Origin of the sequence: Vibrio sp. 10N.222.55.C6 (assembly GCF_041473395.1) — a bacterium.
Lineage (GTDB): Bacteria > Pseudomonadota > Gammaproteobacteria > Enterobacterales > Vibrionaceae > Vibrio > Vibrio crassostreae_C.
The window spans coordinates 10,468-33,448 of sequence record NZ_JBFRSD010000009.1; the positions used below are offsets into that span (position 1 = coordinate 10,468).

Annotated in this window: 20 protein-coding genes; 9 read left to right on the plus strand and 11 right to left on the minus strand. The window is 44.5% G+C overall.

The window, feature by feature from the left end; genetic code table 11:
* Positions 1-91 precede the first annotated feature (91 nt).
* Positions 92-361 carry a hypothetical protein gene (locus AB4486_RS08685; RefSeq protein WP_017064869.1) on the plus strand — a complete coding sequence of 90 codons (270 nt, stop codon included), beginning with the start codon at positions 92-94 and terminating at the stop codon, positions 359-361.
* Positions 362-406: 45 nt separating this feature from the next.
* Positions 407-1,024, plus strand: a complete 618-nt coding sequence (locus AB4486_RS08690; protein ID WP_017064868.1) for a class I SAM-dependent methyltransferase — start codon at positions 407-409, stop codon at positions 1,022-1,024.
* A 144-nt stretch (positions 1,025-1,168) separates the two neighbouring features.
* On the opposite strand, the gene AB4486_RS08695 is transcribed toward AB4486_RS08690, so the two are convergent.
* Complete coding sequence (locus AB4486_RS08695) at positions 1,169-2,311, minus strand: DUF3541 domain-containing protein (RefSeq protein WP_371720943.1); 1,143 nt, start codon at positions 2,309-2,311, stop codon at positions 1,169-1,171.
* Between the two features lie 283 nt (positions 2,312-2,594).
* Between AB4486_RS08695 and AB4486_RS08700 the strand changes: the two genes are divergently transcribed.
* A complete protein-coding gene (locus AB4486_RS08700) occupies positions 2,595-3,950 on the plus strand; it encodes a diguanylate cyclase (protein WP_086774385.1) in 1,356 nt (451 codons plus the stop codon).
* A gap of 162 nt (positions 3,951-4,112) precedes the next feature.
* Positions 4,113-5,762 (plus strand): DEAD/DEAH box helicase, encoded by a 1,650-nt coding sequence (locus AB4486_RS08705; protein ID WP_372116960.1) that lies wholly within the window; start codon positions 4,113-4,115, stop codon positions 5,760-5,762.
* Between the two features lie 567 nt (positions 5,763-6,329).
* Here the strand turns inward: AB4486_RS08705 and AB4486_RS08710 are convergent.
* Positions 6,330-7,859 (minus strand): DUF3612 domain-containing protein, encoded by a 1,530-nt coding sequence (locus AB4486_RS08710; RefSeq protein WP_082242223.1) that lies wholly within the window; start codon positions 7,857-7,859, stop codon positions 6,330-6,332.
* A gap of 169 nt (positions 7,860-8,028) precedes the next feature.
* Here AB4486_RS08710 and AB4486_RS08715 point away from each other — a divergent pair, with 169 nt between their 5' ends.
* The gene (locus AB4486_RS08715; protein ID WP_017060610.1) at positions 8,029-8,625 is read left to right on the plus strand and encodes a malate synthase; all 597 of its coding nucleotides are present in this window, start codon (positions 8,029-8,031) and stop codon (positions 8,623-8,625) included.
* 130 nt (positions 8,626-8,755) lie between these two features.
* Here the strand turns inward: AB4486_RS08715 and AB4486_RS08720 are convergent, their stop codons facing one another.
* The 6 genes from AB4486_RS08720 to AB4486_RS08745 form a co-directional block, all read right to left on the minus strand.
* A complete protein-coding gene (locus tag AB4486_RS08720; protein WP_017060611.1) occupies positions 8,756-9,772 on the minus strand; it encodes a GGDEF domain-containing protein in 1,017 nt (338 codons plus the stop codon).
* A 458-nt stretch (positions 9,773-10,230) separates the two neighbouring features.
* Positions 10,231-10,443 (minus strand): cold-shock protein, encoded by a 213-nt coding sequence (locus tag AB4486_RS08725; RefSeq protein ID WP_004740083.1) that lies wholly within the window; start codon positions 10,441-10,443, stop codon positions 10,231-10,233.
* 358 nt (positions 10,444-10,801) lie between these two features.
* Complete coding sequence (locus AB4486_RS08730) at positions 10,802-12,079, minus strand: cytosine deaminase (RefSeq protein WP_136982714.1); 1,278 nt, start codon at positions 12,077-12,079, stop codon at positions 10,802-10,804.
* Positions 12,080-12,088: 9 nt separating this feature from the next.
* Complete coding sequence (codB, locus tag AB4486_RS08735) at positions 12,089-13,327, minus strand: cytosine permease (protein ID WP_372116961.1); 1,239 nt, start codon at positions 13,325-13,327, stop codon at positions 12,089-12,091.
* Between the two features lie 679 nt (positions 13,328-14,006).
* Complete coding sequence (locus AB4486_RS08740; RefSeq protein ID WP_017066494.1) at positions 14,007-15,230, minus strand: HlyD family secretion protein; 1,224 nt, start codon at positions 15,228-15,230, stop codon at positions 14,007-14,009.
* Positions 15,224-15,574 (minus strand): MFS transporter, encoded by a 351-nt coding sequence (locus tag AB4486_RS08745; RefSeq protein ID WP_017066493.1) that lies wholly within the window; start codon positions 15,572-15,574, stop codon positions 15,224-15,226. Before AB4486_RS08745 ends, AB4486_RS08740 begins: the two co-directional genes overlap by 7 nt.
* A 133-nt stretch (positions 15,575-15,707) precedes the next feature.
* Between AB4486_RS08745 and AB4486_RS08750 the strand changes: the two genes are divergently transcribed.
* Entirely contained in the window at positions 15,708-16,715 is a 1,008-nt protein-coding gene (locus AB4486_RS08750; protein ID WP_017061786.1) for an AraC family transcriptional regulator, read from the plus strand.
* A gap of 10 nt (positions 16,716-16,725) precedes the next feature.
* Here AB4486_RS08750 and AB4486_RS08755 read toward each other — a convergent pair whose 3' ends face one another.
* A complete protein-coding gene (locus AB4486_RS08755) occupies positions 16,726-17,652 on the minus strand; it encodes an urea transporter (protein WP_017061785.1) in 927 nt (308 codons plus the stop codon).
* An 82-nt stretch (positions 17,653-17,734) separates the two neighbouring features.
* Positions 17,735-18,394: a pyridoxamine 5'-phosphate oxidase family protein gene (locus AB4486_RS08760; protein ID WP_372116963.1), complete on the minus strand. Its 660-nt coding sequence runs from the start codon at positions 18,392-18,394 to the stop codon at positions 17,735-17,737.
* Positions 18,395-18,484: 90 nt separating this feature from the next.
* Between AB4486_RS08760 and AB4486_RS08765 the strand changes: the two genes are divergently transcribed.
* Entirely contained in the window at positions 18,485-19,942 is a 1,458-nt protein-coding gene (locus AB4486_RS08765; protein WP_372116965.1) for a PLP-dependent aminotransferase family protein, read from the plus strand.
* Between the two features lie 46 nt (positions 19,943-19,988).
* Here AB4486_RS08765 and yjeH read toward each other — a convergent pair whose 3' ends face one another.
* A complete protein-coding gene (gene yjeH / locus AB4486_RS08770) occupies positions 19,989-21,260 on the minus strand; it encodes an L-methionine/branched-chain amino acid transporter (RefSeq protein ID WP_017066490.1) in 1,272 nt (423 codons plus the stop codon).
* Between the two features lie 254 nt (positions 21,261-21,514).
* Between yjeH and AB4486_RS08775 the strand changes: the two genes are divergently transcribed.
* Positions 21,515-21,976, plus strand: coding sequence for an Lrp/AsnC family transcriptional regulator (locus AB4486_RS08775; protein ID WP_372116967.1), 462 nt, complete (start codon positions 21,515-21,517; stop codon positions 21,974-21,976).
* Positions 21,970-22,890 carry a LysR family transcriptional regulator gene (locus tag AB4486_RS08780; RefSeq protein WP_017061780.1) on the plus strand — a complete coding sequence of 307 codons (921 nt, stop codon included), beginning with the start codon at positions 21,970-21,972 and terminating at the stop codon, positions 22,888-22,890. Before AB4486_RS08775 ends, AB4486_RS08780 begins: the two co-directional genes overlap by 7 nt.
* The last annotated feature ends 91 nt before the right edge of the window (positions 22,891-22,981 follow it).

Consider the following 22,981-nt stretch of genomic DNA (forward strand, 5'->3'; position numbering starts at 1 on the left):
ATTTCGATTGAGAACATTCGGTTCCGACTAAGCATATCCGCTTTCGATTAGGAACAATGGCAACCAAGCTAAATTAATCAAGGGTCTCTCCATGAACATTCGCGTTCTCATCGGTCTTATTGTTACCTTCATTGGCTTGTTTGCGATGGTTTACCTAATTGCTGGCGGCGCTCAGTTTCCTATCTACCAGTGGCCAAAAGAGGCTTATCTCGGTTTGGTGTTCAGCGTGGTGTGGGGGGCTGGTGTCGCAGCGTCTGTAGCGTATTTCTTCTCGGCATTGGTGTTTGTTACTGTCGCCGTGGTTTGCTATGCGATCGGTTATAAAATCGGTGGGCTCTTTTCTTCAAGTTCTAAAGCTTAATCTTATCAAGGTGTGCTGATGTTCATTGAAGTAGGGCTGATTTGAATGCACTGGCTCGATCGTTGGAAGGTGTATCGCTATCATCGGAAACAAACTAACCGCTCGAATGGCGACAAGGCTAAAGCTTTAGGTTGGACTAGCGAAGAGAGTCAATTGTGTCGCTTTGAAGTAATCGCTCGTGCGGCGGACTTCGAAAAGAAGAGTGTTTTAGATTTGGGTTGCGGCTATGGCGAGCTGTTTGAACTGCTCGACAGCATCTATCGTATTCAATCTTATACCGGCGTTGACCAACACGCAGGCTTTCTTAAGAAGGCGAAGCAAAACTACACAGAAGATCGTTGTCAGTTTTTGGCGGGTGATATGAGCAAAATGAACCTTGAGGCGCACGACATTGTCATCGCTAGTGGTTCACTGAACTACATCTCTCGTGATTCTGATTATCTGACAAACATGATTACTCGCATGTATGAACTGGCGAATCAGACGGTGATTTTTAATCTTCTCAACTCAAGCCAGTATCCTTCGCGTAATACCTTGATGAGTTATCACCCTCAAGGTGTCTATCGTTTCTGTAAAACGCTCTGCGATGATGTCTCTTTAACGGAGGGCTACGCAGAAGGGGATTTTACGATAGTGATGAACAAAGCCGTGTCAGGAGCTTGATGTCGTCTTTGTTTTTATCTTTACGCAGGTTTTGATATTAACAACTTTTGATACGAGTACTGACGTAGTAAACAGCAAAAAGCCGCAGCCTTGAAAGGTATGAGGCTTTTTGGGTTCTATGATGAACCTAGGCTAGGTATGTTGCTAGTTCTTCGGTGGTTGGTTTTTAATGAGTCCGTAAGGGATGTTAGTAAACACCTTAGGGTTGCCTTCATAAGTCGGCGCTTCATTCACTTGCTGCCAATCGAGTAGCATGATTGCTAACACGTTGCGGTGTTCACCGTACTCAAGATCAAAATCACCAGTGATAGAAGGGATCATGCCTTGTTTCTCATCGATTGAAGCTTGAATCGCGAGTCGAGTTTTCTCTAGAACTGGGTCATCTTCTAAACCTGCCAATAAGAAGGTTAATCCAACCTCAGCAATCACATCTTCTTTCGCACGCAGCAGAATCGTATCGATGTTTTCTCTGAAGTAATCGTAGATCCATTGATGGTCTTGTTCGCTTACTTGATGTTGGTAATATTCTGAATCACCAAAGATCACATGGGTCATACCATAGATCTTATTGCCGTATTGCTGGCTTGAAAGCTTCCTGTCTTGCGAATCTGGGTAGGCTTTTTTGAAGGTATCGACAAACTCATCAACGACATCCTGCTCACCCAGTTGGCGCAACCAGTAAACCTGATTCGCTAATTGAGCGGCCCACGCTTTCACCATGTCTTCATTGGTCACGTATCGTGAGAAGTCATAGCGACGAATGATTTCGCGTAGCTTGGCATCGTTCTTGTGTTCTAAACCGTATTCGTTAGCACGAGCCATAGAGCCTAGAAGGTCAACACCAAGGTAAAGGTATTCAGGCATGTGCTTGGTGATGTTGTAGCGTCGAATACTGCGCTCATCGTTATCACCAATATAAGATGCAACTCGCTTCTCTGAGTAGAGTACGATTTGTTCCATGGTTTGAACGTCATTCGACAGGGTGCTGAGCTTGCTTGCCACTCGAGCCATGTCGCTCCACACCGCCGCTGAATACTTATCGTCTAATGTTTGACGATACATGCGCAGCCCGTAGTGACCTTCTTTGAATGCAGGCAGGGTGTAAAGCTGGCTTTCGTAGGTGGTGCGAATTAGGTCTGCAGATTGCTTGAAAGATTGTTCTTGAGAATTGAGCGAATCTGCTTGGGATTGAACGTTCACTGCGGTTGGCGCTTGAACGTTTTCTTGTGCGTGAACGGCAACCGAGGCTGATAGCAATGTACACAGTGTGATAGTTTTTAACTTCATGTCGTGAGGTACCAAGCTGATTATTAGTCTATGTAAAATAACATTGATGAATCCTTCAATGTAAGCGTTGAGTCAATACAATGTAAGCTTTATAAGGTTCACTAACCCTTTTTGATTAAACCATTCGTTTAGTAAAGAAGTTTGAAGTGATGGATCACTCAATATTTGATAGATAGTCGACGTCAGTATGGATTTTTAATGACTTAGCGGCATACTGGAGCAATAAGCCAGAAATGAGCCGTTATAAGGCAGTATATAGAACAATAGTGTTAGAGGTTCGTAAATGCCAAGTGGTTCTAGCAAGCAGTGGTCTGCCAGAGTAGTAGCTTTTCTTTTTTTCCTTGCGATAGTAAGCGCAATTGAGTTCTTTCATGCCAAGCAATTAACTTTTCTTAAAAACGAATCGTATTCAGAGGCAAAAAAGCAACTATCCATTATTCGTTCTCGGATTGAAGCCGCGATCGTGTCAGATATGTATATCCTCAATAACTTCTCGACCTTAGTGACCATCAACCCCGATGGTGAGGTGAAAAATTGGGACAAGATTGCTGAGAATATCATTCAAGATGGCTTCCATATTCGACTTATCGGACTCGCCAAAGACGACATTCTAAACTTTGTTTACCCGCTGGAAGGTAATGAGCAGATTCTCGGTATTAATTATCGTGATCACCCAAATCAATGGGAGTCTGTTGAGATAGCCCGTAATCTTGGCAACACCTTTATTGCTGGTCCCTTTGAGTTGTTCCAAGGTGGGCAAGCCCTCATTACGCGCACTCCGATCTTCCGAGACCCGCCTTTCAATCAAGATTACTGGGGTGTCTCCAGTGCTGTTATCGGTTTAGATGAGCTGTTTGAAGATGTTGGAATCGGCAAGATAGAGAACAAGTATGAATTAGCAATTCGTGGTGCAAACAGTTCAGGTAAAGATGGCGCTGTCTTTTATGGTACTCAGGATGTGTTCGATAATGCGTTTGCCACTGAACAGGTGAGTTTCCCATACGGGGGTTGGTACCTTGCTCTCTCCGGTAACGAACATGTATTGATGGATGAGCCTTGGTATCGAATCCAAGCGGTAAGGCTGGTGGGCTACTCCATAATATTAGTGCTGGCGTTTGCCTTCTTTACTATTTATCGCCTGTACCGGATTGCAGATAGCCGCTCTATGCATGATGAGCTAACGATGTTACCGAATCGTCGATACTTCATGTATAGCCTCAAGCAGGCCTTCAAAACCACTCAAAAACAGAGAGCGAGAACCTTTGCCGTTGTAAATATCGACCTCGATGGGTTTAAAGCAATCAACGACACTTATGGTCACGCGGCAGGCGATCAGGTATTGATCGAGTGTGCTAACCGCATCAGAAGTGAGCTGCGTGTTTCAGATATCGTCGCAAGGATAGGCGGTGATGAGTTCTTGGTCTTGTTGCCACGCATCATCGATGATCAACACGTATCGTCGATCGTGACTAAACTACGAAAGGCGATATGCTCGGCACCAGTTGTGTACGAGGCGCACTCTATTTATCTCAGAATCAGTGTGGGTTGGGTTATTCAAAATAACAACTACAATGATGTCGATGCGCTCTTAAAAGCCGCTGATGAAAAAATGTACGAACAGAAGCGACAAGTTATCTAGGTTGAATTTGAGCTGCGATTAGAATTTAGTTGCTGAATGTGGGGAAAAGCCTCAGAATACCGCGCTTTGCTCCGTATCAATGTATTTGATGAGCAAAAGCTGAAGCAACGCACTTTTAACGTGTTGCTCATACTAAATGTTATTCAACTGAGAAAATAATCTATGAGTTTTACCTCCCTTGGCCTTTCTGAACCGATCCTTAAAGCTATTGAAGCACAAGGTTACGATAAGCCATCACCAATACAAGAGAAAGCCGTGCCAGCTGTCCTAACGGGCAAAGATGTTATGGCCGCTGCTCAAACAGGTACAGGTAAAACTGCAGGCTTCACGCTACCTATTCTTGAAATGTTATCGAAAGGTACTCGCGTACGTCAGAACCAAGTTCGTGCGCTCGTGCTAACGCCAACTCGTGAGCTTGCTGCGCAAGTGAATGGCAGCGTAGTGAAGTACGGTATTAACTTACCGCTGACTTCGACGGTAGTGTTTGGTGGTGTGAAGATTAACCCTCAGATGCAAAAACTGCGTAAAGGTAGTGACGTGTTGGTGGCAACACCTGGTCGTCTACTTGACCTATACAACCAAAATGCAGTGCGTTTTGACCAACTAGAAATCCTAGTGCTAGATGAAGCGGACCGCATGCTAGACATGGGTTTCATCCGCGATATCCGTAAGATCTTAGCTTTCTTACCTAAGAAGCGTCAGAATCTACTGTTCTCAGCGACGTTCTCTGATGATATCCGCAGCTTAGCGAAAGGCTTGGTGAACAATCCTGTTGAGATTTCAGTAAGCCCTGCAAACTCGACGGCAAAAACGGTTGAGCAAAGCATCTACCCAGTAGACAAAAAGAAAAAGAGCGCAATGCTAGCGAAGCTAATCAAAGATAACGATTGGCGACAAGTGTTGGTGTTCAGCAAGACGAAACACGGTGCGAACAAGCTTGCTCGCTTCCTTGAAGAGCAAGACATCACTGCTGCACCTATTCATGGTAACAAGAGCCAAGGTGCACGTACTAAAGCCTTAGAGAACTTCAAAACAGGTAAGGTACGAGTACTTGTTGCAACTGATATTGCTGCTCGTGGTATCGATATCCCGCAACTGCCTCAAGTAGTTAACTTTGATCTTCCTCATGTATCAGAAGACTATGTACACCGTATCGGTCGTACTGGCCGTGCTGGTGAAGCAGGTAAAGCGATTTCATTGGTTTGTGCGGATGAAGTGGGTGAATTGTTCGGTATTGAACGCCTGATTCAACAAGTGCTAGAGCGTCGTGAACTGGAAGGTTTCTCTCCAGTAAACAAGTTGCCTGAGTCTCGCTTGGATTCACGTCCAATCAAGCCTAAGAAACCGAAGAAAGCAAAACAGCCACGTGAACATGCTGATGGTCAACGCTCTGGTGATAACGCTCGCGGGCACAAGCCAGCAGGTAAGAACAAGCGTCATGTAGCTGGTAATGGTTCGGCTCCAAAGCGTAAGCCGACATCTGGTAAGAAACCTGCTGAAAACAACTCAGCTGCGACAACTGAAGATAAATCAGTAAGAAACAACGGCAGCAACTTTAAACGCGGTAGTGCGGGCAATAAACCTGCTGCAAATAACGCAGGTGCTCAGAACACTCTGAGCAAACCAAGCGGTGCGGGTAAATCTAACGGTACTGGTAAGCCAAACAACGCGGGTAAACCTGCAGGCAAACCTAAGAAGTCTGGTTACGGCGGTAGCTACGGCCCAAGCAAGTCGTCAAATAAGCCGACAAGCAACAAACCTTCGACAAACAAACCGTCTCGAAGCCGTTCTAAGCCAGCTCCTCAGAAGTAATCTTTTCTGAGATATTGAAAGAGCAATGAACAGGAGTCGCTTTATAAAAAGGCGTCTGGTGGGTTAAGTTCTTTCTGTCATAGAAATCGAATAAGCGCGAATATTGAATCTCAATGTTCGCGTTTTTTTATGGGCGCTGTTTGGGGTATTGTTGATGTTGAGTAACCGTATAGCTTGAGTAAGCTAGGGGAGGTTTATTGCTGTTTAAAGTGATTGAATCTAAGGGAAATATGGCATTTTGGGGAAGGGTAATGAATCTTTAATGATTCATTAATAACAACATAATCACTAGCGTTTTTGTTGGTTTTCGCAATTTGCAATTCCAGTTTGCAAAACAAACAAGGGTATCCGGCCAATACGTGTCCAGATGCGTAGTAAATACGTGTTTTAAAAGTTGGCACGCATGCTGCATTAGTAATAGTGACCCTTCTTAAGCCGAGGGTCACCTAGCCAACTGACGTTGTTAGTGAACCTTTCTTGTTCACACAAAATATATGACCAATCACCCTTATTGTGATTGGTTTTTTTTTGCCTGAATTTTAGGTTCTATTTTTTGTTATTACTTTTTTACTCACCACACTTCGAGTAACAGCTTGGCTGGCGTGGGCATTCTCCACCTCTGGAGCAGATAAGCCTCGCCTCTGTCTCAATCCCACGTTCAATCCAATTTATATTTAGAATCTTGGCTATTGTCGTGAGATCTTTCTTGATGTTACGCGGAATTACCACAGAGCCACCATTGTTAACGCATGACGCTTTAAGCTGCTCTGCTATGTCTCTTGAATTACCGCCTTGAGCATCAATCGCAGGGTTGAGATCTATACCAGCACACAGCACACGATTGTTACCCGCAGGATCCGTCATATTGATGGATTCACAGCAGTAGATCCTTGGCTCATCACCCACGTTCAAAATGGATATTTGAGCCGAGCTTCCCGCTCGAGGTTCTGATAATCGACGGAACACAGCCCAATGTTGACATGGGTCAGCGACCGTTCTCATATTTCCCCAAGGTAGCGGAATCCCGTTCCCGCGATATACCGCCTTGAGTTTCCCCGGCCCATAAGCATCAAAGTAGTGCCAGTGAGGGTAGGGCGATACTACAGTCATTCGACGCATCGCAACAGAGGGGGAAACCCCTGCTCTTTTGTGAACGTCGATTTCGTAACCAGTGCGGTCAAGTAGCTGCCTAAACGGGACTTTCGGGCACAGAAGTGCGCCAGCAAAGAAGCTGGATTCAAAGTCTCGCCATGCTTGAAGAATATCTTGGGAGTTGAGCTGTGAAGAGCCTGATACCTGGTTGTCGTCCCACGTGTTGTTGTTACCGACCGACAACACACTCTTTAGGCCTTCTTTGCTGTGCAGAATGCAATGACCGATATAAACCGAAAGGTCGTATTTCAGACGAGTTGGATACTCTTTAAGAATCTCGTTTAAGAAGATAGTACCGGGAGGCTCAAAGAAGGAGGTCACTAACTGCTTAGCGTTAATTCCGAGCTCATCGACGACGTCTTGCGGCGTGCGCGTCACCCAGCGGATGTTGATTCCTAGGCTTCTAGCGATGTCTATCAGGTCTTCTACGCTGAGGTTAAGACGTTTTAAGCCTACTTCTTCCGCAGCGCGCTCAAGGTCAGGGAAGTGGTTCTGGTTGCTCTCTTGGTGTGCTCGAATCAAGAGGTGCGCAAACTGGCGGCCTGAAATGCCCGTTTGTGACAGCATCTCAGGAATCGCAATTTGCAGGATGTCGTTTGAGAATAGGAAGCTCGGCTCGAGCGCCATGCCACTTATCCCACCACGATTCCCCTTATCAGGAGCAATGGCTTGTTGTTCAGATTCGTCGTCGAGGAACCACGTCGGATTCTTCTGAAAGACCTGTGCAATCACTTCCAGCATATCGATGCTCGGAACCCGCTTTCCACGTTCAATCATTGAAAGGTAAGAAACGGAAGGAGCACATTCTGGGTCGATTCTAATACAACGCGCAGACAGGTCTTCCATCGTTAAATGGTTACGTTTTCTTAGGTTACGTATTTTCGTACCTAGGAAATGTGACTGACGAACTAAACTTTTTGACAAGGCCATATTTGTAAAATTCACATTGTAAAATTTTTGTTGTGAAATTGTATGTAAAAAAGCGCTAATCTACAAACTAAGCAATTCACAAAATGACAAATAAATTAAACGTTAGTTTGGAATAATTGCTCTAGGACACATTTTTGCTGTAGAAATCGGTGGTTATCACCGGACTGGTCAAGAGGGAAAGACTATGAATATGCTTACATTCGATAAAACAGAAATCCAAAAACAATCAAAGCCATTTATCGCTGAAGCTGTCTTTGCCGTGGAGACAATCAATGCTAATCAGCAAACTGAAAAGCAAGTGAAAGCAAAGCAGCTGCTTGATCGACTATTCCCACTAGAGAATGGCTCACATCAAGACGTAACCAGCTACGTAGTCGATTACCGCCATATTATGGCTTACTTTAAAGACGGTCAGCACAGCGGTCTGAAGCACCCTAAGCAGTTTGTAGCGTACATGGGTGAGAAGAACGACCCAGACTCTATCTTGTTTCGAGATGGCAGTGGCAGCCACCTAGAGGTGATGTTTGGTTGCCACAAAGGGACAGGTTGTATTGAGCTAGTAGAAATTGATGATATTCAGTTGGAATCATGCACCACGTTTGGCCAATCACCAATGGAAGCAACAACCACAATGCGTGAAGAGACCATTGCAGCGATGCGCCACTGGATCAGTTTGATTCAAGGTGACGCAAAGGGTAAACCAAAGGCATGCAGTGAAGATAAAGAGTTCAGAGCAAAGAGTGGTGAAGACTACTGCTTGAATTATTGCTTCCAGATCTAACGGTGAATCCTAGTTAGCTAAAGTAATTTATACAACTAAAGAAAAAAAGCCCCGAAGATAATGAACTTTGGGGCTTTCTAGTCTCAATACGAGCCGACTAATATGTCGATAAGAGCATTGTTGGTGTGTTTTACAAAGGCATGACTCGGTTACGGCCAAGTGATTTCGCTTCATAAAGTAGCTTATCAGCACGTTCAATCAGCGATTGAGCTGATTCGCCGGGTTCAAGTTCAGCGACACCAAACGATGCAGTGATACTGCCGACTTGTTGACCACTGCGGCGATCTTTAATCGACAGCTTTTCTAGAGAGCGACGATTGGTATCAGCGAGTTGACGAGCAATACGCAAAGACTTGTTAGGCACAATCAGCGCGAACTCTTCACCACCAAATCGATAGGCAGAAATACCTTCACGGCAACTTAACTTCAGCTTGCGAGCGATCGCTTTAAGCACCATATCGCCAAACAAGTGGCCATAGGTGTCGTTGAAATTTTTAAAGTGGTCGATATCGAGAAGAATCAGACACAAAGATTGTTGTGCTTCACACAGGGTTTCTATGTCACGGTCGAAAGAGCGACGGTTATAGAGTGTGGTTGTACTATCGAAAAGCGCATCTTTCTGAACTTCTACTAACTGGGTTTTTAGCTTGGTGATCTCTGAGGTTGCAGAGTTTAGCTGAGAGTTTAAAAACTGAGTAGAGTGACGAATATGACGGGATTCAGACACCAGCTGTCGAACTAAGGACATGACTTCATCAATAGATAGGCTTTCATTATCAACACGAGCCAAGTCCTCGAAGCTTTTATCGATCATGTCAGAAAAAGCGGAGGTGTCGGTCAGGGTGTCATTCATTGAATTGGAAACTTCAGAAACTAACAGTTCCAAATTAGCGCGAAGGTCATTGATATTGGTTTCGGATTTGCTGGCAACATAATTGTTGTATAGCTGCTCACCAACGGCAGGAGGACAAATACCGTAGTGTTCTAAAACACCATCCATGTCTTGAGTTAGCTGGGGAATAGCGTTATCGACATAGGTGTACCAAAGTGCGTAATTTGCAGGTGTCGTTGACACCCTGTTCTTCATCATAAGAGGCACCGCTTTTTTTAGATTTGCGGTGGATTTCTGAAATTCGTCTTTGTTCATTATTTTTACTGCAGATACCAAAACAACTAAGCCACTTGCGAACAAGGTTAGCGGATTTCGAAGGTCTTTGCTTTAAAAATTATATAATTAGTGGATGAGGATTGGATAAATAACTCATTTTTATTATGAATATCGATTGCGTATTCATAAGTACAATCTAATGGATTGTTCTTTAACCATATTTGGGCTTATCAAACTTTCGGCGTAGCGTGAGTTAGTATCAAAAGATTGCTGAGAAATGAGTGTTGTTGTCTCTGGAAGTGCATACAAAAAGTGAAGTTATTTGGGCGTCGAGCTTTAACTGAGAGTGGTTAGATTGGGAGGCTTGGCTGGTGATTTGTATTTGTTCAGAGTTAACGGGTGAAGCTTGCATCAAGAGGGGAAATGTTTATGAGCAGGCATAAAAAAGCGCCGATAAAAATCAGCGCTTTAAAATTCTTTTTAGCTATAAGAGCTAATTATTGAGCAACAACGTTTGCTGCTTGTAGGCCTTTTTGACCGTTTTCAACTTCGAAAGAAACCTTTTGGCCTTCTTTCAGAGTTTTGAAGCCTTCAGAAACGATTGCACGGAAGTGTACGAATACGTCAGCGCCGCCGTTGTCTTGAGAAATGAAGCCGAAACCTTTCTCTTCGTTAAACCATTTTACAGTGCCAGTATTTGTGTTAGACATAATTTGTCCCTTATTCATAAATTTTCTAAGTTGTTGATTGCATTTAATGCAATGCGCTGATAATTGAATTATTTAATATTGCTAAGAAATAAGGAAAAACTACTTACAAAAACGGGTAACGATTTTACATGTCAATTTTTTACTATTCATCTAACTTAAATAACTCCGGCTAACAGAGCGAGAGCATGTTAACACAGTCTTTTGAGATGTACACGCATTGCTTAAGAAATTTGTGCTTTTTTTGTCATACCGTGCGAATGTACAAGATTTACACTGATTTAGTGATAGTTTTGTCGCTTCGTCCAACACAACAAAAGGAAGCATCTCAGCTTCCTTTTGATCATTAGTATAGACGATATTAACGCTTAAAGTTGATATCTTCAGTTTGATCTAAATTTATTTTTGTTTTCGCTGGTTGAGTCTCTGCAATCACCTTACCGTGTCGTATTGAGTACTGCACTGGTACTTGGCGGCGCACTGCATCAAAGCCATTGTCAGCAGGAAGAATCAGTAAGCTACCTGGCTTACCTTCTTCGATGCCGAAGTTGTCTTGTATGTTCAATGTGCGAGCAGAGTTCTTGCTGATCAAATCAAGTGAGTTGTTGATTTGATCGTAGCCCATAACCTGTGTCACATGCAGTCCCATGTGCAGAACTTGAAGCATGTTCGCTGTGCCCAGTGGGTACCATGGGTCAAACACATCATCGTGGCCAAAACAAACGTTGATGTTTGCTGCTAGCATCTCTTTAACGCGCGTTACACCGCGGCGTTTCGGGTAATCGTCGAAACGGCCCTGTAAGTGAATGTTCACTAACGGGTTTGCCACGAAGTTGATACCAGACATCTTCAATAGACGGAATAGGCGAGATGCGTAAGCACCGTTGTAAGAGCCCATTGCAGTCGTGTGGCTAGCGGTTACTTTCTCGCCCATTTCAAACTTATGAGCAAGAGCTGCTAATGTTTCCACAAAGCGAGACTGTTCGTCGTCGATTTCATCACAGTGAACGTCGATCAGACAGTCGTACTTACGTGCAAGCTCGAACACGTAATGCAGAGATTCAACACCGTATTCACGAGTGAATTCGAAGTGAGGGATAGCACCGATAACGTCAGCGCCGATCTTCACTGCTTCTTCAAGCAACTCTTTGCCGTTAGGGTATGAAAGAATACCTTCTTGAGGGAATGCAACGATCTGGATGTCGACCCACTCTTTCATCTCTTCACGAACTTCAACCATCGCTCTTAACGCAACGAGTGTTGGGTCTGACACATCAACGTGCGTACGAACGTGTTGAACACCGTTAGCTATCTGCCATTTCAGTGTTTGCTTGGCACGAGACTTTACGTCTTCGATTGATAGCAGTTCTTTACGCTCAGCCCAACGCTCAATACCTTCAAACAAAGTGCCAGAGATGTTCCAGTTAGGCTCACCAGCAGTTTGAGTAGTATCTAGGTGGATGTGCGGTTCACAGAAAGGAGTAACTGCAATGCCACCTTCAGCATCAAGGATGTCGCCTTGATGATTGATTTGCGCGCCATTATCGAGAATGCGAGAAAATTGACCATTTTCAATCAGAATCTGTTTCAAGCCTTCTTGGTCTTGAAGTTTCGCGTTCTTGATTAATAAGGTTGTCATAGTGTGTCCTTAAGCGGCCTGAGATTTCAGAGCTTTTTTGTTCAATAGAGGATTAAGCACGAGGTAACTGATTGCACCACCTAACACTGCGTTCAAAGGAACAACGCCAGGTAGGAAGTGACCAGCGGCTACGCCTGTTGCTACCGCGATAATGCCAGCCCAGTTAACGGTTTGGAACTCTGCATTTGCAAAATCTTTGTAACGTTTACGGTTCGCGAAGAAGTCGGCGATGATTACGCCACCAATTGGTGGAATCGCCAGCGAAAGGAAGGTTAACCAACCAACGAAGTTGTTGTATAACCAAAGTGCGAAAATCGTACCGATAATGCCGTTAATGATTGACATTGTAGTACTTGAGCGACCAGTGATGTTAGATAAACCCAAACCGGATGCATAAAGTGCATTTTCATTGGTTGTCCAGATATTCAAGCCTAGCACGATGATGGCTGGAAGCAGCAGACCTTGCGCGATCATCACATCTGAAATATCAGCCTGACCGGTTGCTGCTGCTCCTGCTGCGCCGAAGATAAACATCAGCGAGTTACCGATGAAGAACGCAACCATAGTAATTAATACTGCGCTTGCTGGCTTTTTACCAAAGCGAACGAAATCGGCCGTTAACGTACCCGCACTTACGAACGAACCTACAACCATTGTAAGAGCCATTGAAAAGTCCATTGGCGTCTCTGGTTTAATAAGTTGCAATTGCTCTAGTCCACCAACACTGTCTACCGCAGTCAGTACTGAGTAACCACCCAGAATCGCAATCGCAGGCACTGCAATCGCTGAAAGCACCATTAGCGCTTTAATGCCGAAGTACACTGTACCCGTCATCAATAAGCCAGATACGATAATCAAGGTGTTGGTATCAATGCCCGTTGCTTTTTGTACTGGAATAGCAAACATCGCAACACCCACACCAAACCAACCGACTTGTGTACCACCAAGTAAAGCAGAAGGAAGCCATGAGCCTTTAGTACCGAAAGAGAAACGAGCAAGGAGGTGGGTAGAGAGGCCAGTAGATGAGCCGATGTAGCCAAGAAAAGAAGTGTAAATACCGAGGATTAGGTTACCGATGAGAACGGCGAGGAAGAAATCGTTGAATGAAAGACCTGTCCCGAGTGAACCACCTGTCCACATACTTGCAGAGAAGAAAGTGAGTCCAAGCATTACCATGGTGAGTGAAGCGACTCCTTTCCTAGCCGATGTAGGAACCGGCCCTAGACTGTAGTTATTATCAGCAGCCATTTTTTACCTCCGCAAATGATCAAAATTAAAATTAACGGCCGCCGTATTGCAGGCAAACTTGCGCATTATGGTGATATAAATCACATAGTCAATGCTAATTTTGTCAATAATTGCCCATAAAAACCAGTTATTGCAGTAATTATCTTGTAAAACATAGGGTTATTTTCTGTCTTTATTTAAAAAAACAAATAGAAAACGTTTTCTATAATGCGTTGGTTATCTGCTGTTCTTGGTTGGCTATGAATGCTTATTATTATACGTCTGAATGGGTGTCTGTATCGAAAAAGAGGGCGGTTGGCCAAACTGCAGGCAAAAAAATAGCCAATCGCAATAATCGCAATTGGCCTATATATTTTGTGAACAAGAATAGGTTCACTAACAACGTCAGTTGGCTAGGTGACCCTCGGCTTAAGAAGGGTCAATATATACAATGCAGTTAGTGTGCCAACTTTTAAAACCACGTAAAACGGCAGTTTTATAGCAATCTGGTGCGTATTTGAGCGTTTAATTTGCGTTTTTGAAATACCCAATTGCAAAATACAATTGCGATTTGCAACTTTAGAGTGTTTATTCGTTTTTCGGGTTTGTGTTCTTTCTGGCGACGAATGGTGAAATAAACAAAAAGCCCGTGCGATCTAAGAGCGCACGGGCTTGGGTATTGTTTCACCAATAGGAAGTATTAGATGGAGTAGAAGAAGTACAGTTGAGACTTCATTCTAATGATGATCCCGCGTATTACGTCTAGGAACGCCATAAAGCTGATAGGCTTCTCACCGCTTACCCACGCTAATCCGACAGAGCCAACAGGAATATCGTAACCCTCTGCCTCATCAATTTTTAAACGAACAAAGTGGTGCTTGTTCTGAAGGTTTTTGCCTGTGGTAACACGAACCTGCTCATCGATACCCAGCAAACTTGCTTGCGCTTCACCAGTGGCTTCTACAATGCCTTCTACGGTTGCAGAGAACACTTTTCCTGGGTATACCGCTGTCGCAAATTCCGCAGGTTGACCGACCTTAATATTACGAATCGCTTGGTGGTTAACTCGCATCAGCACGTACTTCTCTTCGGTATACATCTGGATACGAGGCATCATTGAAACACGCTGACCTTCACGAAGAATAAAGTTCGTTACAAAGCCGTCAGTCGGTGCCGTGACTTTGGTGCTGTTCAAGTCCCATTGTGCTTGTGCCAGTGTTGCCTTTGCTGAATCGACCTCAGTTTGCTTCTTGCTCACATTGGTTTCAGCTTTGTGGATGTTCAACTTCGCATTCTCGGCATCGACTTCTTTCTTGCTAAGCTGAGATTCCAATGTCGTAACGTTATACGTCGCTAAGTCTACCTTTGCTGTTTGTTGGTCGATGTCAGTTTCAGTGATCGTATGTTCTACCACTTTGTTTTGCTTCTGGTAACGATCAAGCGTCTTTGACTGCAGTACTAAGTCTGTTTTAGCCGAATCTATTTGTGCGACTGAAGCTTTGATGTCTTCAAGCGCCGATTGATAGCTGACTTTTGCAATGCTCACTTCTTGACGAGCTGTGTCTAAAGCGACCTCTGCAGACTCAAGTTGAACGCTGGCTTTGTCTCTTGCGATGACATATTTGGTGTCATCAATTTCGTAAATTAGTTGTCCTTCAGTCACATCCTGGTTTGGGTCGATGTGGACTTTGGAAGTTTTTCCCGACACATTAGTTGAATCGGGACGCAGCTGAATATGTGGAGACTGAACCACTGAGCCTCCCGATAGATCCATCGGAGTAAAATTGAGTAGGCCAACCCATACAAACAGCAACCAAGATGTACCCCCTAGGTACGCAAACGCCTTGGTGCCTTTGTTCCAAGGCATACCAACAAGTCTGAGTAAGTAAATGAACAGTGCCCAAATTGCCAAGCCTTCTAACATGTTTGGCTCTCCTCATCTTGCTTGTCGGAAGTTGTTTGCTCCTTGGTTGTGGTCGGTGACTTCCATGTGTCTCTTAGATTGATGATGGCTTTTTCCATATCAACGAAGGCCAAAATTACTGCTAGTACCCATACCCAGTGCCATACAAAACCAATCCATGTTAATGCGGTGATCAAACCGAGTTGTTGATGCTCTTTACTGTGAGCCTTGTTGATTGGTAATTCATGCACACGCCAGAAGCCGTAACATGCAGCAGCGATGGTTGCGACTAACACTACGCCTGCAACTACGTGTAGTGCGGTATCTGCGCCGGTTCCGACAAATGGGACACTAACTAAACTCATTGATATACCCTAGGTTAAATTGAGCACCGAGTGTTATTGATATCAGATTTAGAAGTTGATAATTTACCAATTACTTTAATAATGATGTCATTATGATTTGATCTGTAATAGTGACTTCTAAGTATGGTGGCTAATGAACAATTGTAACTTCTTAAGAGCATTGGGTATTTTGGGTATTTACCAATACGCAACGACTAATAAGGCTGTGAATACTGAGCAATTAGGTATTCCTAAATCGGTGTTTAATAACCCGATGAACCTTATCCCCGTAAGTGAAGTGGACAAATGGTATGGCTTACTTGAACAACAAACCGGTGATTCCGATATTATCTTGAAGCTGGCTGATAGAGTGGATATTGAAAGGCTAGGTCCTCTCTCTAACTGGTTTTTCTCGGGGCACGATCTGGCGTCGTCTATACGCCGAGTTAACATCGGGTTGCACTGTTTGCAGTCCGGGGCTTTTCTATATGGCGCTCAAGTCGGTAATTTCATCAAATGGTGCTACGACAATCCTGCTTATACTGAGGTGGGTAAAGTTCATGACTCAATTCGAGTTGCCATCTTTATGATGAAGATATTAAGGCGTTACTTGGGAGACGACTTTACTCCCGCAGCCGTCTCTATCGCAGGTTATCGCGAGAACACTCAACTCTATCAAGAGTATTTTGGGTGCAATATTCAGTGGGGCCAGCCACGAACTGAAATCTGGATACCAAGCCAGTCGAGGTTATCGAGCAATCAAGCCCCTTCTAGCGGCAAGATGAGCTTGGCAATGAACTTTCATGACTTAGATAATTACCTCAACATGCCTGATGCCGCGGATGAGCATAAGGTGACCTATGAGATGATCAATTACAGTCGCCATTTCGGCCTGCCAACACTGCATAAAGTGTCGAGTTTGCTTGGGTTATCTGAACAGCAATTTCAACGTCGATTGCATAACTTAGGCATCAACTTTTCTACCATTATGGGCTATGCGTTAAGTAATGTGGCGGTGGAGTTGTTGATGTATTCAGTGCCAATAGATAAAGTCGCGACGAGGCTCGGCTATACCAATGTCGCGAGCTTTAATCGGATGTTTAAGAAACATCGAGGTTTGACACCCAAGCAATATGTTGAGCGCCTAAAAACTGGCCTGTAACTATTCAGAGCTAACTTATGGTTCGTTTATGGATCAGGCTGGACAAGTAAACCATCCCCCAAGTACTCAAAATGAAAGGGGCGGTGAGTGGTAACAGTGACAGTTCATGAAAACCAAGTGTGATGAGACAGCTTAACAGCATGCCTAATAGGATTAACGGCCAACGGATTCGCGGATAGGGCACAAGTGCTAAAGTGGCAAGAATGGCGTTGTACCCGTAAAGACCTTGGGCTACCAGTTCGTTAGAAGCGCCAATCAACCCGCTAAATACGGTGCTAATTATTACTGCGAGCATAACCCAAATGGCATGCTTGATATTGTTGAGTGCGATGGCGACTAAGATAACGAGCCCCGACAACGCATTTTCGATGAAGCTGACTTGGCTTATCCCTTTTAACAACGGGATCACCACTGTCGGCAGGTTGAACCACGAGTTAGCCTCAATACTGATGAGTGGCATCAGTGCGGAATCAGGTGCAGAAAACGCTGACAGCTCAAAGGTTGATTGGATAATATAAATCAGCCAAGTGGTGAGGATAAAGGCGCTAGTGTAACCGCGATATTTCTCAAAACTGAATACGATGTGGGCAATCGGCACCGTGAGTAATGCACCTAACGCAGTCACTAAAGCCAATAATGGTGTCACACCAAAAAAGTTACCGATAAATAAACCAATCAAAGCGCCATTTAGCGCGTACATTCCACTATCAATGTCGTCAACTGACTTGTTGGTGTTGGTGTTGGTGTACATATAGCCATAGAAAGCTAATGCATAGCTGCAACTGGCGCCAAGTAAGGTAAGAAAAGCCAGCGCCAGTGACTCAATAGAAATGGCAAGCAACAGCAAAGTCGACGTCATGATAGACGGTGTGAAATAGACTTGCCCAATGCCATTGAGCAAGCCTTGAAACGGCAGAATATCCTTGTTCGTTTTCATCGTCTGATTACATTATTGAGTCATGTTAAATTTTTGTAATTCAGATTGTATACAATTTTATCAAGTTCACCATCTTCGAGTGTTAATTCTGATACCAGCGTTCACCATAAGCTTGTTGGTAATCTGGTGTTTCAATGATGCCTTCTTGTTCTGGAACGGTTTCTAACGGCCCAACAACAGTTCTATAGGGTAATACGCCAGCCCAAACTGGAATGTCCATATCGGCTTTATCATCATTCACTCCATGTTTACCAATCTTCACGGAAGCTTCTGTTAAAGGTATCGCCAACAACTCGGTCGCAGTGAGTTCTTTTTCATTACTGAGCCTCACTTCATCGGTTCTGCCCGGTGCGATTTGCTCAATAAAGATATTCAACAAGCGATCCTTTTCTTGATTGTCATCGATGACTGAAAATGACCCCAATACCACAGCAGAACGATAATGCGCACTATGATGAAATGCCGAACGAGCCAGCACCCAACCATCGAACAAGGTGAACGTTAAACAGGTTGGTTCTCCCTTTTTTAGTCCTTTTAGTAGGCGACTGTTTTTAGCTCCATGAATGTAGACTATATCACCCACTCGCCACGCGAGCATCGGGATGACCATTGGTCCTTGTTCGCCCTGCAATGCAATGTGTGCGATTAAGCTCTCATCAATAATTTGGTGCAGTTTCTCTTGTTCAAATACGGCTTTGTGAGCCCCTTTTTTAATCGCGGTTCTTTTCGTGTTAGATAACATAATCGCTCCTTAATCATTGCCTTTTGATTAATGTAGCGATTAACTGGTCTATTAAATAGAGCCACTTTTAAACACTATTTGGATCCAGTTATGCAGCCTATCGATGTCGGTGATCTACAGTTAGACGAACAACACGGCACGCGTCAAACCGCCTTGTTCCACGCGATAAGAGAGAAGATCGTTCAAGATTTATGGAGCAAGGGCAGTAAGTTACCTTCAACACGTAAGTTGGCTGTCGAGTTATCGGTGAGTCGAAATACGGTGATTTATGCGTACGAACAACTGGTTACTGAAGGCTATATCGAGAGTAAGCAAGGCTCAGGGTTTTATGTCTCGGTTGAACAACCAGAACACTTTCTAAGTTTGTCTAAGCCAAACAGTGTTCAGGATCCGAAGGTCAAACAAACAGTCAGTAAACCGAGTACAAACATAGCGACACCTAACGACAATAACCGCAGCTTTGCCCCAGGAGTTCCTGACTTAGATGCGTTCCCTTTTGCGAAATGGCAGAGGTTGCTGCAACGTCACTCTACACGTCAGAACATTGCGGGCAATCAAGAGGTTCAGGGAAGCTCAGCCTTGAGGGAAGCGTTGAGTGGGTATCTTGCAAGCAGTCGTTCCGTTCATTGTAATGCCGACAGAATCATCATCACCGCAGGTGCGCAGCAAGCCATCTCAATCGGATTAATGGCAACGTTAGCGATGGGCGACAAAATCCTCGTGGAGGAACCCGGTTATCGACAAGTACATAAAATTATCGATCTGTTGAGACTAGAGTTAGAAGGTGTAAGTGTGCGTGAAAAGGTGGGGTTGGATATTGAGAAAGTGTTGGCCAGTAATGCTAAGGCTCTGTATGTCACACCGAGTAACCAATACCCAATGGGCACGACTTTAAATACTGAGCAGCGCCTTAAACTGATCGATTGGGCCAATCAACATCAGTCATGGATCATTGAAGATGACTATGACAGTGAGTTCCAGTTTGCTCATCGCCCTTATACCTGCATGCAAGGGTTGGCGGGAAAGTTGGGGTTCGATGATCGCATCATCTATGTCGGCTCTCTGAGTAAGGTTATGTTCAATGGCCTTCGATTAGGGTACTTAGTGGTACCAGAAAGTCTGGTGGCGAAGTGTCTTGAGATCAAAGACGCGCTTACTGGAGACACGGCGTCCCACACACAGGAAGCTTGGGCGGATTTTGTTCGAGAAGGCGACTTGCTGCGTCATATTAGAAAGATGCGTCGGTCATACAAACTCAAGTATGAAGCCATGATAGAAGCGATTGAAAGCGAGTTTAACGGTGATCTTGAAGTGATCAGTCAGGCAGCAGGGCTACATGTGACCGTGAAGTGGTATCAAGGTATATCTGAGACTGAATGGAGTCATAGAGCTGAGCTTGAAAATATCATCATTCGTCCGTTTGATTTTTATGAATATGGATCAAGTGATGCTCGTGATTGGAGTGGGGTGGTGTTGGGGTTTGGAAATATCCGATTGGCTGACATAAAGCCGAAGATCAAACAGATCGCTCGGCTTTTTTATCAGTAATATTGGTAGGGCTTGTTTACCATTTTCTGATTCATCACGAATCGAGTTACAACTTGTCGATAGAGACGGTGGGTTTACCTTTACCTAGCCACTTCCGCCAAGGGAGTGACAATGTCACAAAAACAGTCACAGCATAGAGCATCGACCAACTTAAACAGATAAACACCAAGGTACAGATGACCAATGAAAGCATGGCAGTGTATCTAGATGCGCCTGTTAGTAATCGGCAAGCGGCTAACATTGCGAGCAGATAAACCAGAACAAAAATACCGTTGGCGAGCTTGAGAAAGAACTCAAGGTCTAAATTAGACAGCTCACCAATCACACACGAAATAAGCACGACAAAGCCAATTGCTAACGTTGGGTAGAGCGGTACGCCGCGGCTGTTCAGTTGAGCCATTCGACTTGCAGGGCTGTGTTGGCGGGCCTGAGCCCAGATCATCCGAGACAGGCTTTGTGTGTAAAGGTTTAGGCTGGCAAAGCAAGCAAAGAACCCCAGCACGCTGATGACGGTTTTGAAGCCATTACCAAACAGTTGTTCTGTTACCCAAGGGATGGATGCGGCATCGAATTCAGATGAACCGAAAGCACCCAGCTTAAGAATCACTACTGAACAAGCCCAGTACACTAGCCCCGCAACAAAACAGCCTGCAATGATGGCGATTGGGAAGTCACGTTGTGGATTTTTGAATTCCTCTCCCATGTGAGCAAAAGCTTCTATTCCGACAAAGCACCAAAACATGACAGCTAAAGCAGCGCCGATAGACCACATTGAATTGGATGAGATGGCAGGAAGAGCAACATCGGTTGCCGTGATGTCGGCTTTCCAAACAAAAGCGCTGACTAAGGCAAAAATCGACAATGCGATCACGGTTTGCAGTCGGCCAGAAGATTTACTGCCCATCAAATTGACGGCAATAAGCAGGGCGACGGTAAAGGATTGAGCACCAAGTGGTGTATCGAGAGGTGCGGGTAACAATTGTTGAGCAAAACCACCAGCCAGTGCAATGGCCGCTGGAATACCGACAGGAATAACACTCACAAACAACCACGCCACGCTTGTTTCTAATCGCTCGCTAAACGCCTGGCGCACAAAATAGGCAGTACCACCTGCATTCGGGTAGCGTTTTCCTAATGATGCGAAGGTCAGTGCAATCGGGCAAATAGCGATAAACAGGATTAACCAAGCGAGAAGAGACAACTGTCCTGCAATGCCTGCTGCGATCGCAGGGATCATAAATAATCCAGTGCCTAGCAAGGTCGTCGAGAGTTGTCCGATTCCTGAAATAAGCGTGATTTCTTGTTTGAGTTGTGTCATTCGCTCTCCTAGCTATTTGATTCTGGTCACGGTCTTCCAGTAACTTTCTTCTGGTGTGTGAGAAGTTATGATTGAGAGCATACATTGTTGACATCAATAATACAGCTAGCGAAACGTCGTAAGACACCGTCATTTTAACGGTATTAATCCGATTCAGTGTGAAAGTGTCGGCTGTCAGAATGGCTGTTATAAGTAGGAAAGTTGTGTCAAATTAGGCGTTATAAATAGAACAATAAATGAAAAGAATCAGAAGCATGGATAAATTTGATCGCCAGATTTTGGATATTCTCAAAACCAATGCACGATGCTCAGTGAGCGATATCGCCCGAGATGTCAGCCTCTCGCGCTCAGCGGTGAACGCCAGAATCAAGAAACTGGAAAGCGAGAAAGTGATTACGGGCTACTGCGCTCAAGTGGCAGAACCCAACCAAACGAAGAATGTGTGCGCTTATATCTTGTTGAAGTTCGACATGTCGAGTAGTGACCATAGTTGTGAGTCTTACGCGAAACAAATCCAGAGTATTGATGAGGTGCAATGGTGCCACTCTATTAGCGGTGAGACAGATATGATGTTGTACGTGGAAGTGGAAAGCATGGAGAGCTTGAACCGAGTTCGCGATCAGCTGCAAAGTTACCCGGATCTTCGCCACTTAATGACTCATACGGTTTTGACCGAGTTTTTCAACAAACAGAATGCGACGGTGCATTCATGTTAGGCAATATCAACTTAAACCTACTGCGTTCACTGCATGTACTTCTTGAAGAGTGTCATGTGAGCCGTGCCGCCCAACGTTTGCATATCACACAATCCGCGGTGAGCCGTCAGCTCAGCCAGTTACGTGATTTGTGTGGCGACCCTTTGCTGGTCCGTGACGGCAACAAACTGGTGCCGACCAACCGTGCATTGCTACTCAAAGGTAAACTCGACGACCTGCTTGGCGAGTTTGACCACCTGTTAGATGATAAACCCTTCGAGCCGCAAGACTGGCAGGGTGAATTGGTGTTGTCTTCGAGTGATTATGTCGCTCAGTATATTCTTCCTGTGATTGTGGCAGAGGTGTCTGCTGAAGCGCCGAACATTAATTTGGCTTATCGATTGTGGCAGCCAAACTACCTTGAAGCACTGAACGAGTCTGGGATTCATTTGGCTTCCAGTATGTTTCCCACAAAGCCAGAACATGTCTCAAGTATCAAACTTGGTGAAGATAAGTCGGTGTGTTTGATGCGAAAGTCGCACCCGCTGGCTCAACAAGCGGTTTTGAGTGCAGAAGATATTGTTCACTACTCTCACATCAAAGTGACGGGTGGTGGAGATAAAGACAGTTACGCGGACATAGCATTGAAGAAGCAAGGGCTGAAGCGAAGAGTGGCTTTACAGGTTCCGTTCTTTTCATCTGCTGGTACTGTGTTATTGCAAGACGACTATCTGATGATCGTGCCAGAACATATCGCCTATAACCTAGGTCGACACCTCGATACTACCTACTTTTCGTTGCCATTTGATACGGAAATGCATACCTATTGGTTAATGTGGCATCCTAAATATGACAACGACTCTGCCCACAAATGGGCGCGAGAAAAAGCATTCCAAGCCATGCAAAAGTCGAGTTACAATATCAGTATGACTTGAAATCATAGGTGTGATGATAATCTTTGATTTCAAATAATACCTCCTGCGAATTATGGTAAGTGCCAAGTATTGAGTATTAAGCGTAGAGCGT

What these genes read in the sequence shown, in the direction of transcription:
- AB4486_RS08775 (WP_372116967.1), top strand. Translation starts at nt 21,515, where the DNA reads ATGGATAAATTTGATCGCCAGATTTTGGATATTCTCAAAACCAATGCA.
- AB4486_RS08695 (WP_371720943.1), bottom strand. Translation starts at nt 2,311, where the DNA reads ATGAAGTTAAAAACTATCACACTGTGTACATTGCTATCAGCCTCGGTT.
- AB4486_RS08715 (WP_017060610.1), top strand. Translation starts at nt 8,029, where the DNA reads ATGAATATGCTTACATTCGATAAAACAGAAATCCAAAAACAATCAAAG.
- AB4486_RS08700 (WP_086774385.1), top strand. Translation starts at nt 2,595, where the DNA reads ATGCCAAGTGGTTCTAGCAAGCAGTGGTCTGCCAGAGTAGTAGCTTTT.
- AB4486_RS08745 (WP_017066493.1), bottom strand. Translation starts at nt 15,574, where the DNA reads ATGAGTTTAGTTAGTGTCCCATTTGTCGGAACCGGCGCAGATACCGCA.
- AB4486_RS08685 (WP_017064869.1), top strand. Translation starts at nt 92, where the DNA reads ATGAACATTCGCGTTCTCATCGGTCTTATTGTTACCTTCATTGGCTTG.
- AB4486_RS08750 (WP_017061786.1), top strand. Translation starts at nt 15,708, where the DNA reads ATGAACAATTGTAACTTCTTAAGAGCATTGGGTATTTTGGGTATTTAC.
- AB4486_RS08755 (WP_017061785.1), bottom strand. Translation starts at nt 17,652, where the DNA reads ATGAAAACGAACAAGGATATTCTGCCGTTTCAAGGCTTGCTCAATGGC.
- AB4486_RS08730 (WP_136982714.1), bottom strand. Translation starts at nt 12,079, where the DNA reads ATGACAACCTTATTAATCAAGAACGCGAAACTTCAAGACCAAGAAGGC.
- AB4486_RS08725 (WP_004740083.1), bottom strand. Translation starts at nt 10,443, where the DNA reads ATGTCTAACACAAATACTGGCACTGTAAAATGGTTTAACGAAGAGAAA.
- AB4486_RS08720 (WP_017060611.1), bottom strand. Translation starts at nt 9,772, where the DNA reads ATGAACAAAGACGAATTTCAGAAATCCACCGCAAATCTAAAAAAAGCG.
- AB4486_RS08760 (WP_372116963.1), bottom strand. Translation starts at nt 18,394, where the DNA reads ATGTTATCTAACACGAAAAGAACCGCGATTAAAAAAGGGGCTCACAAA.
- AB4486_RS08765 (WP_372116965.1), top strand. Translation starts at nt 18,485, where the DNA reads ATGCAGCCTATCGATGTCGGTGATCTACAGTTAGACGAACAACACGGC.
- yjeH (WP_017066490.1), bottom strand. Translation starts at nt 21,260, where the DNA reads ATGACACAACTCAAACAAGAAATCACGCTTATTTCAGGAATCGGACAA.
- AB4486_RS08740 (WP_017066494.1), bottom strand. Translation starts at nt 15,230, where the DNA reads ATGTTAGAAGGCTTGGCAATTTGGGCACTGTTCATTTACTTACTCAGA.
- AB4486_RS08690 (WP_017064868.1), top strand. Translation starts at nt 407, where the DNA reads ATGCACTGGCTCGATCGTTGGAAGGTGTATCGCTATCATCGGAAACAA.
- codB (WP_372116961.1), bottom strand. Translation starts at nt 13,327, where the DNA reads ATGGCTGCTGATAATAACTACAGTCTAGGGCCGGTTCCTACATCGGCT.
- AB4486_RS08705 (WP_372116960.1), top strand. Translation starts at nt 4,113, where the DNA reads ATGAGTTTTACCTCCCTTGGCCTTTCTGAACCGATCCTTAAAGCTATT.
- AB4486_RS08780 (WP_017061780.1), top strand. Translation starts at nt 21,970, where the DNA reads ATGTTAGGCAATATCAACTTAAACCTACTGCGTTCACTGCATGTACTT.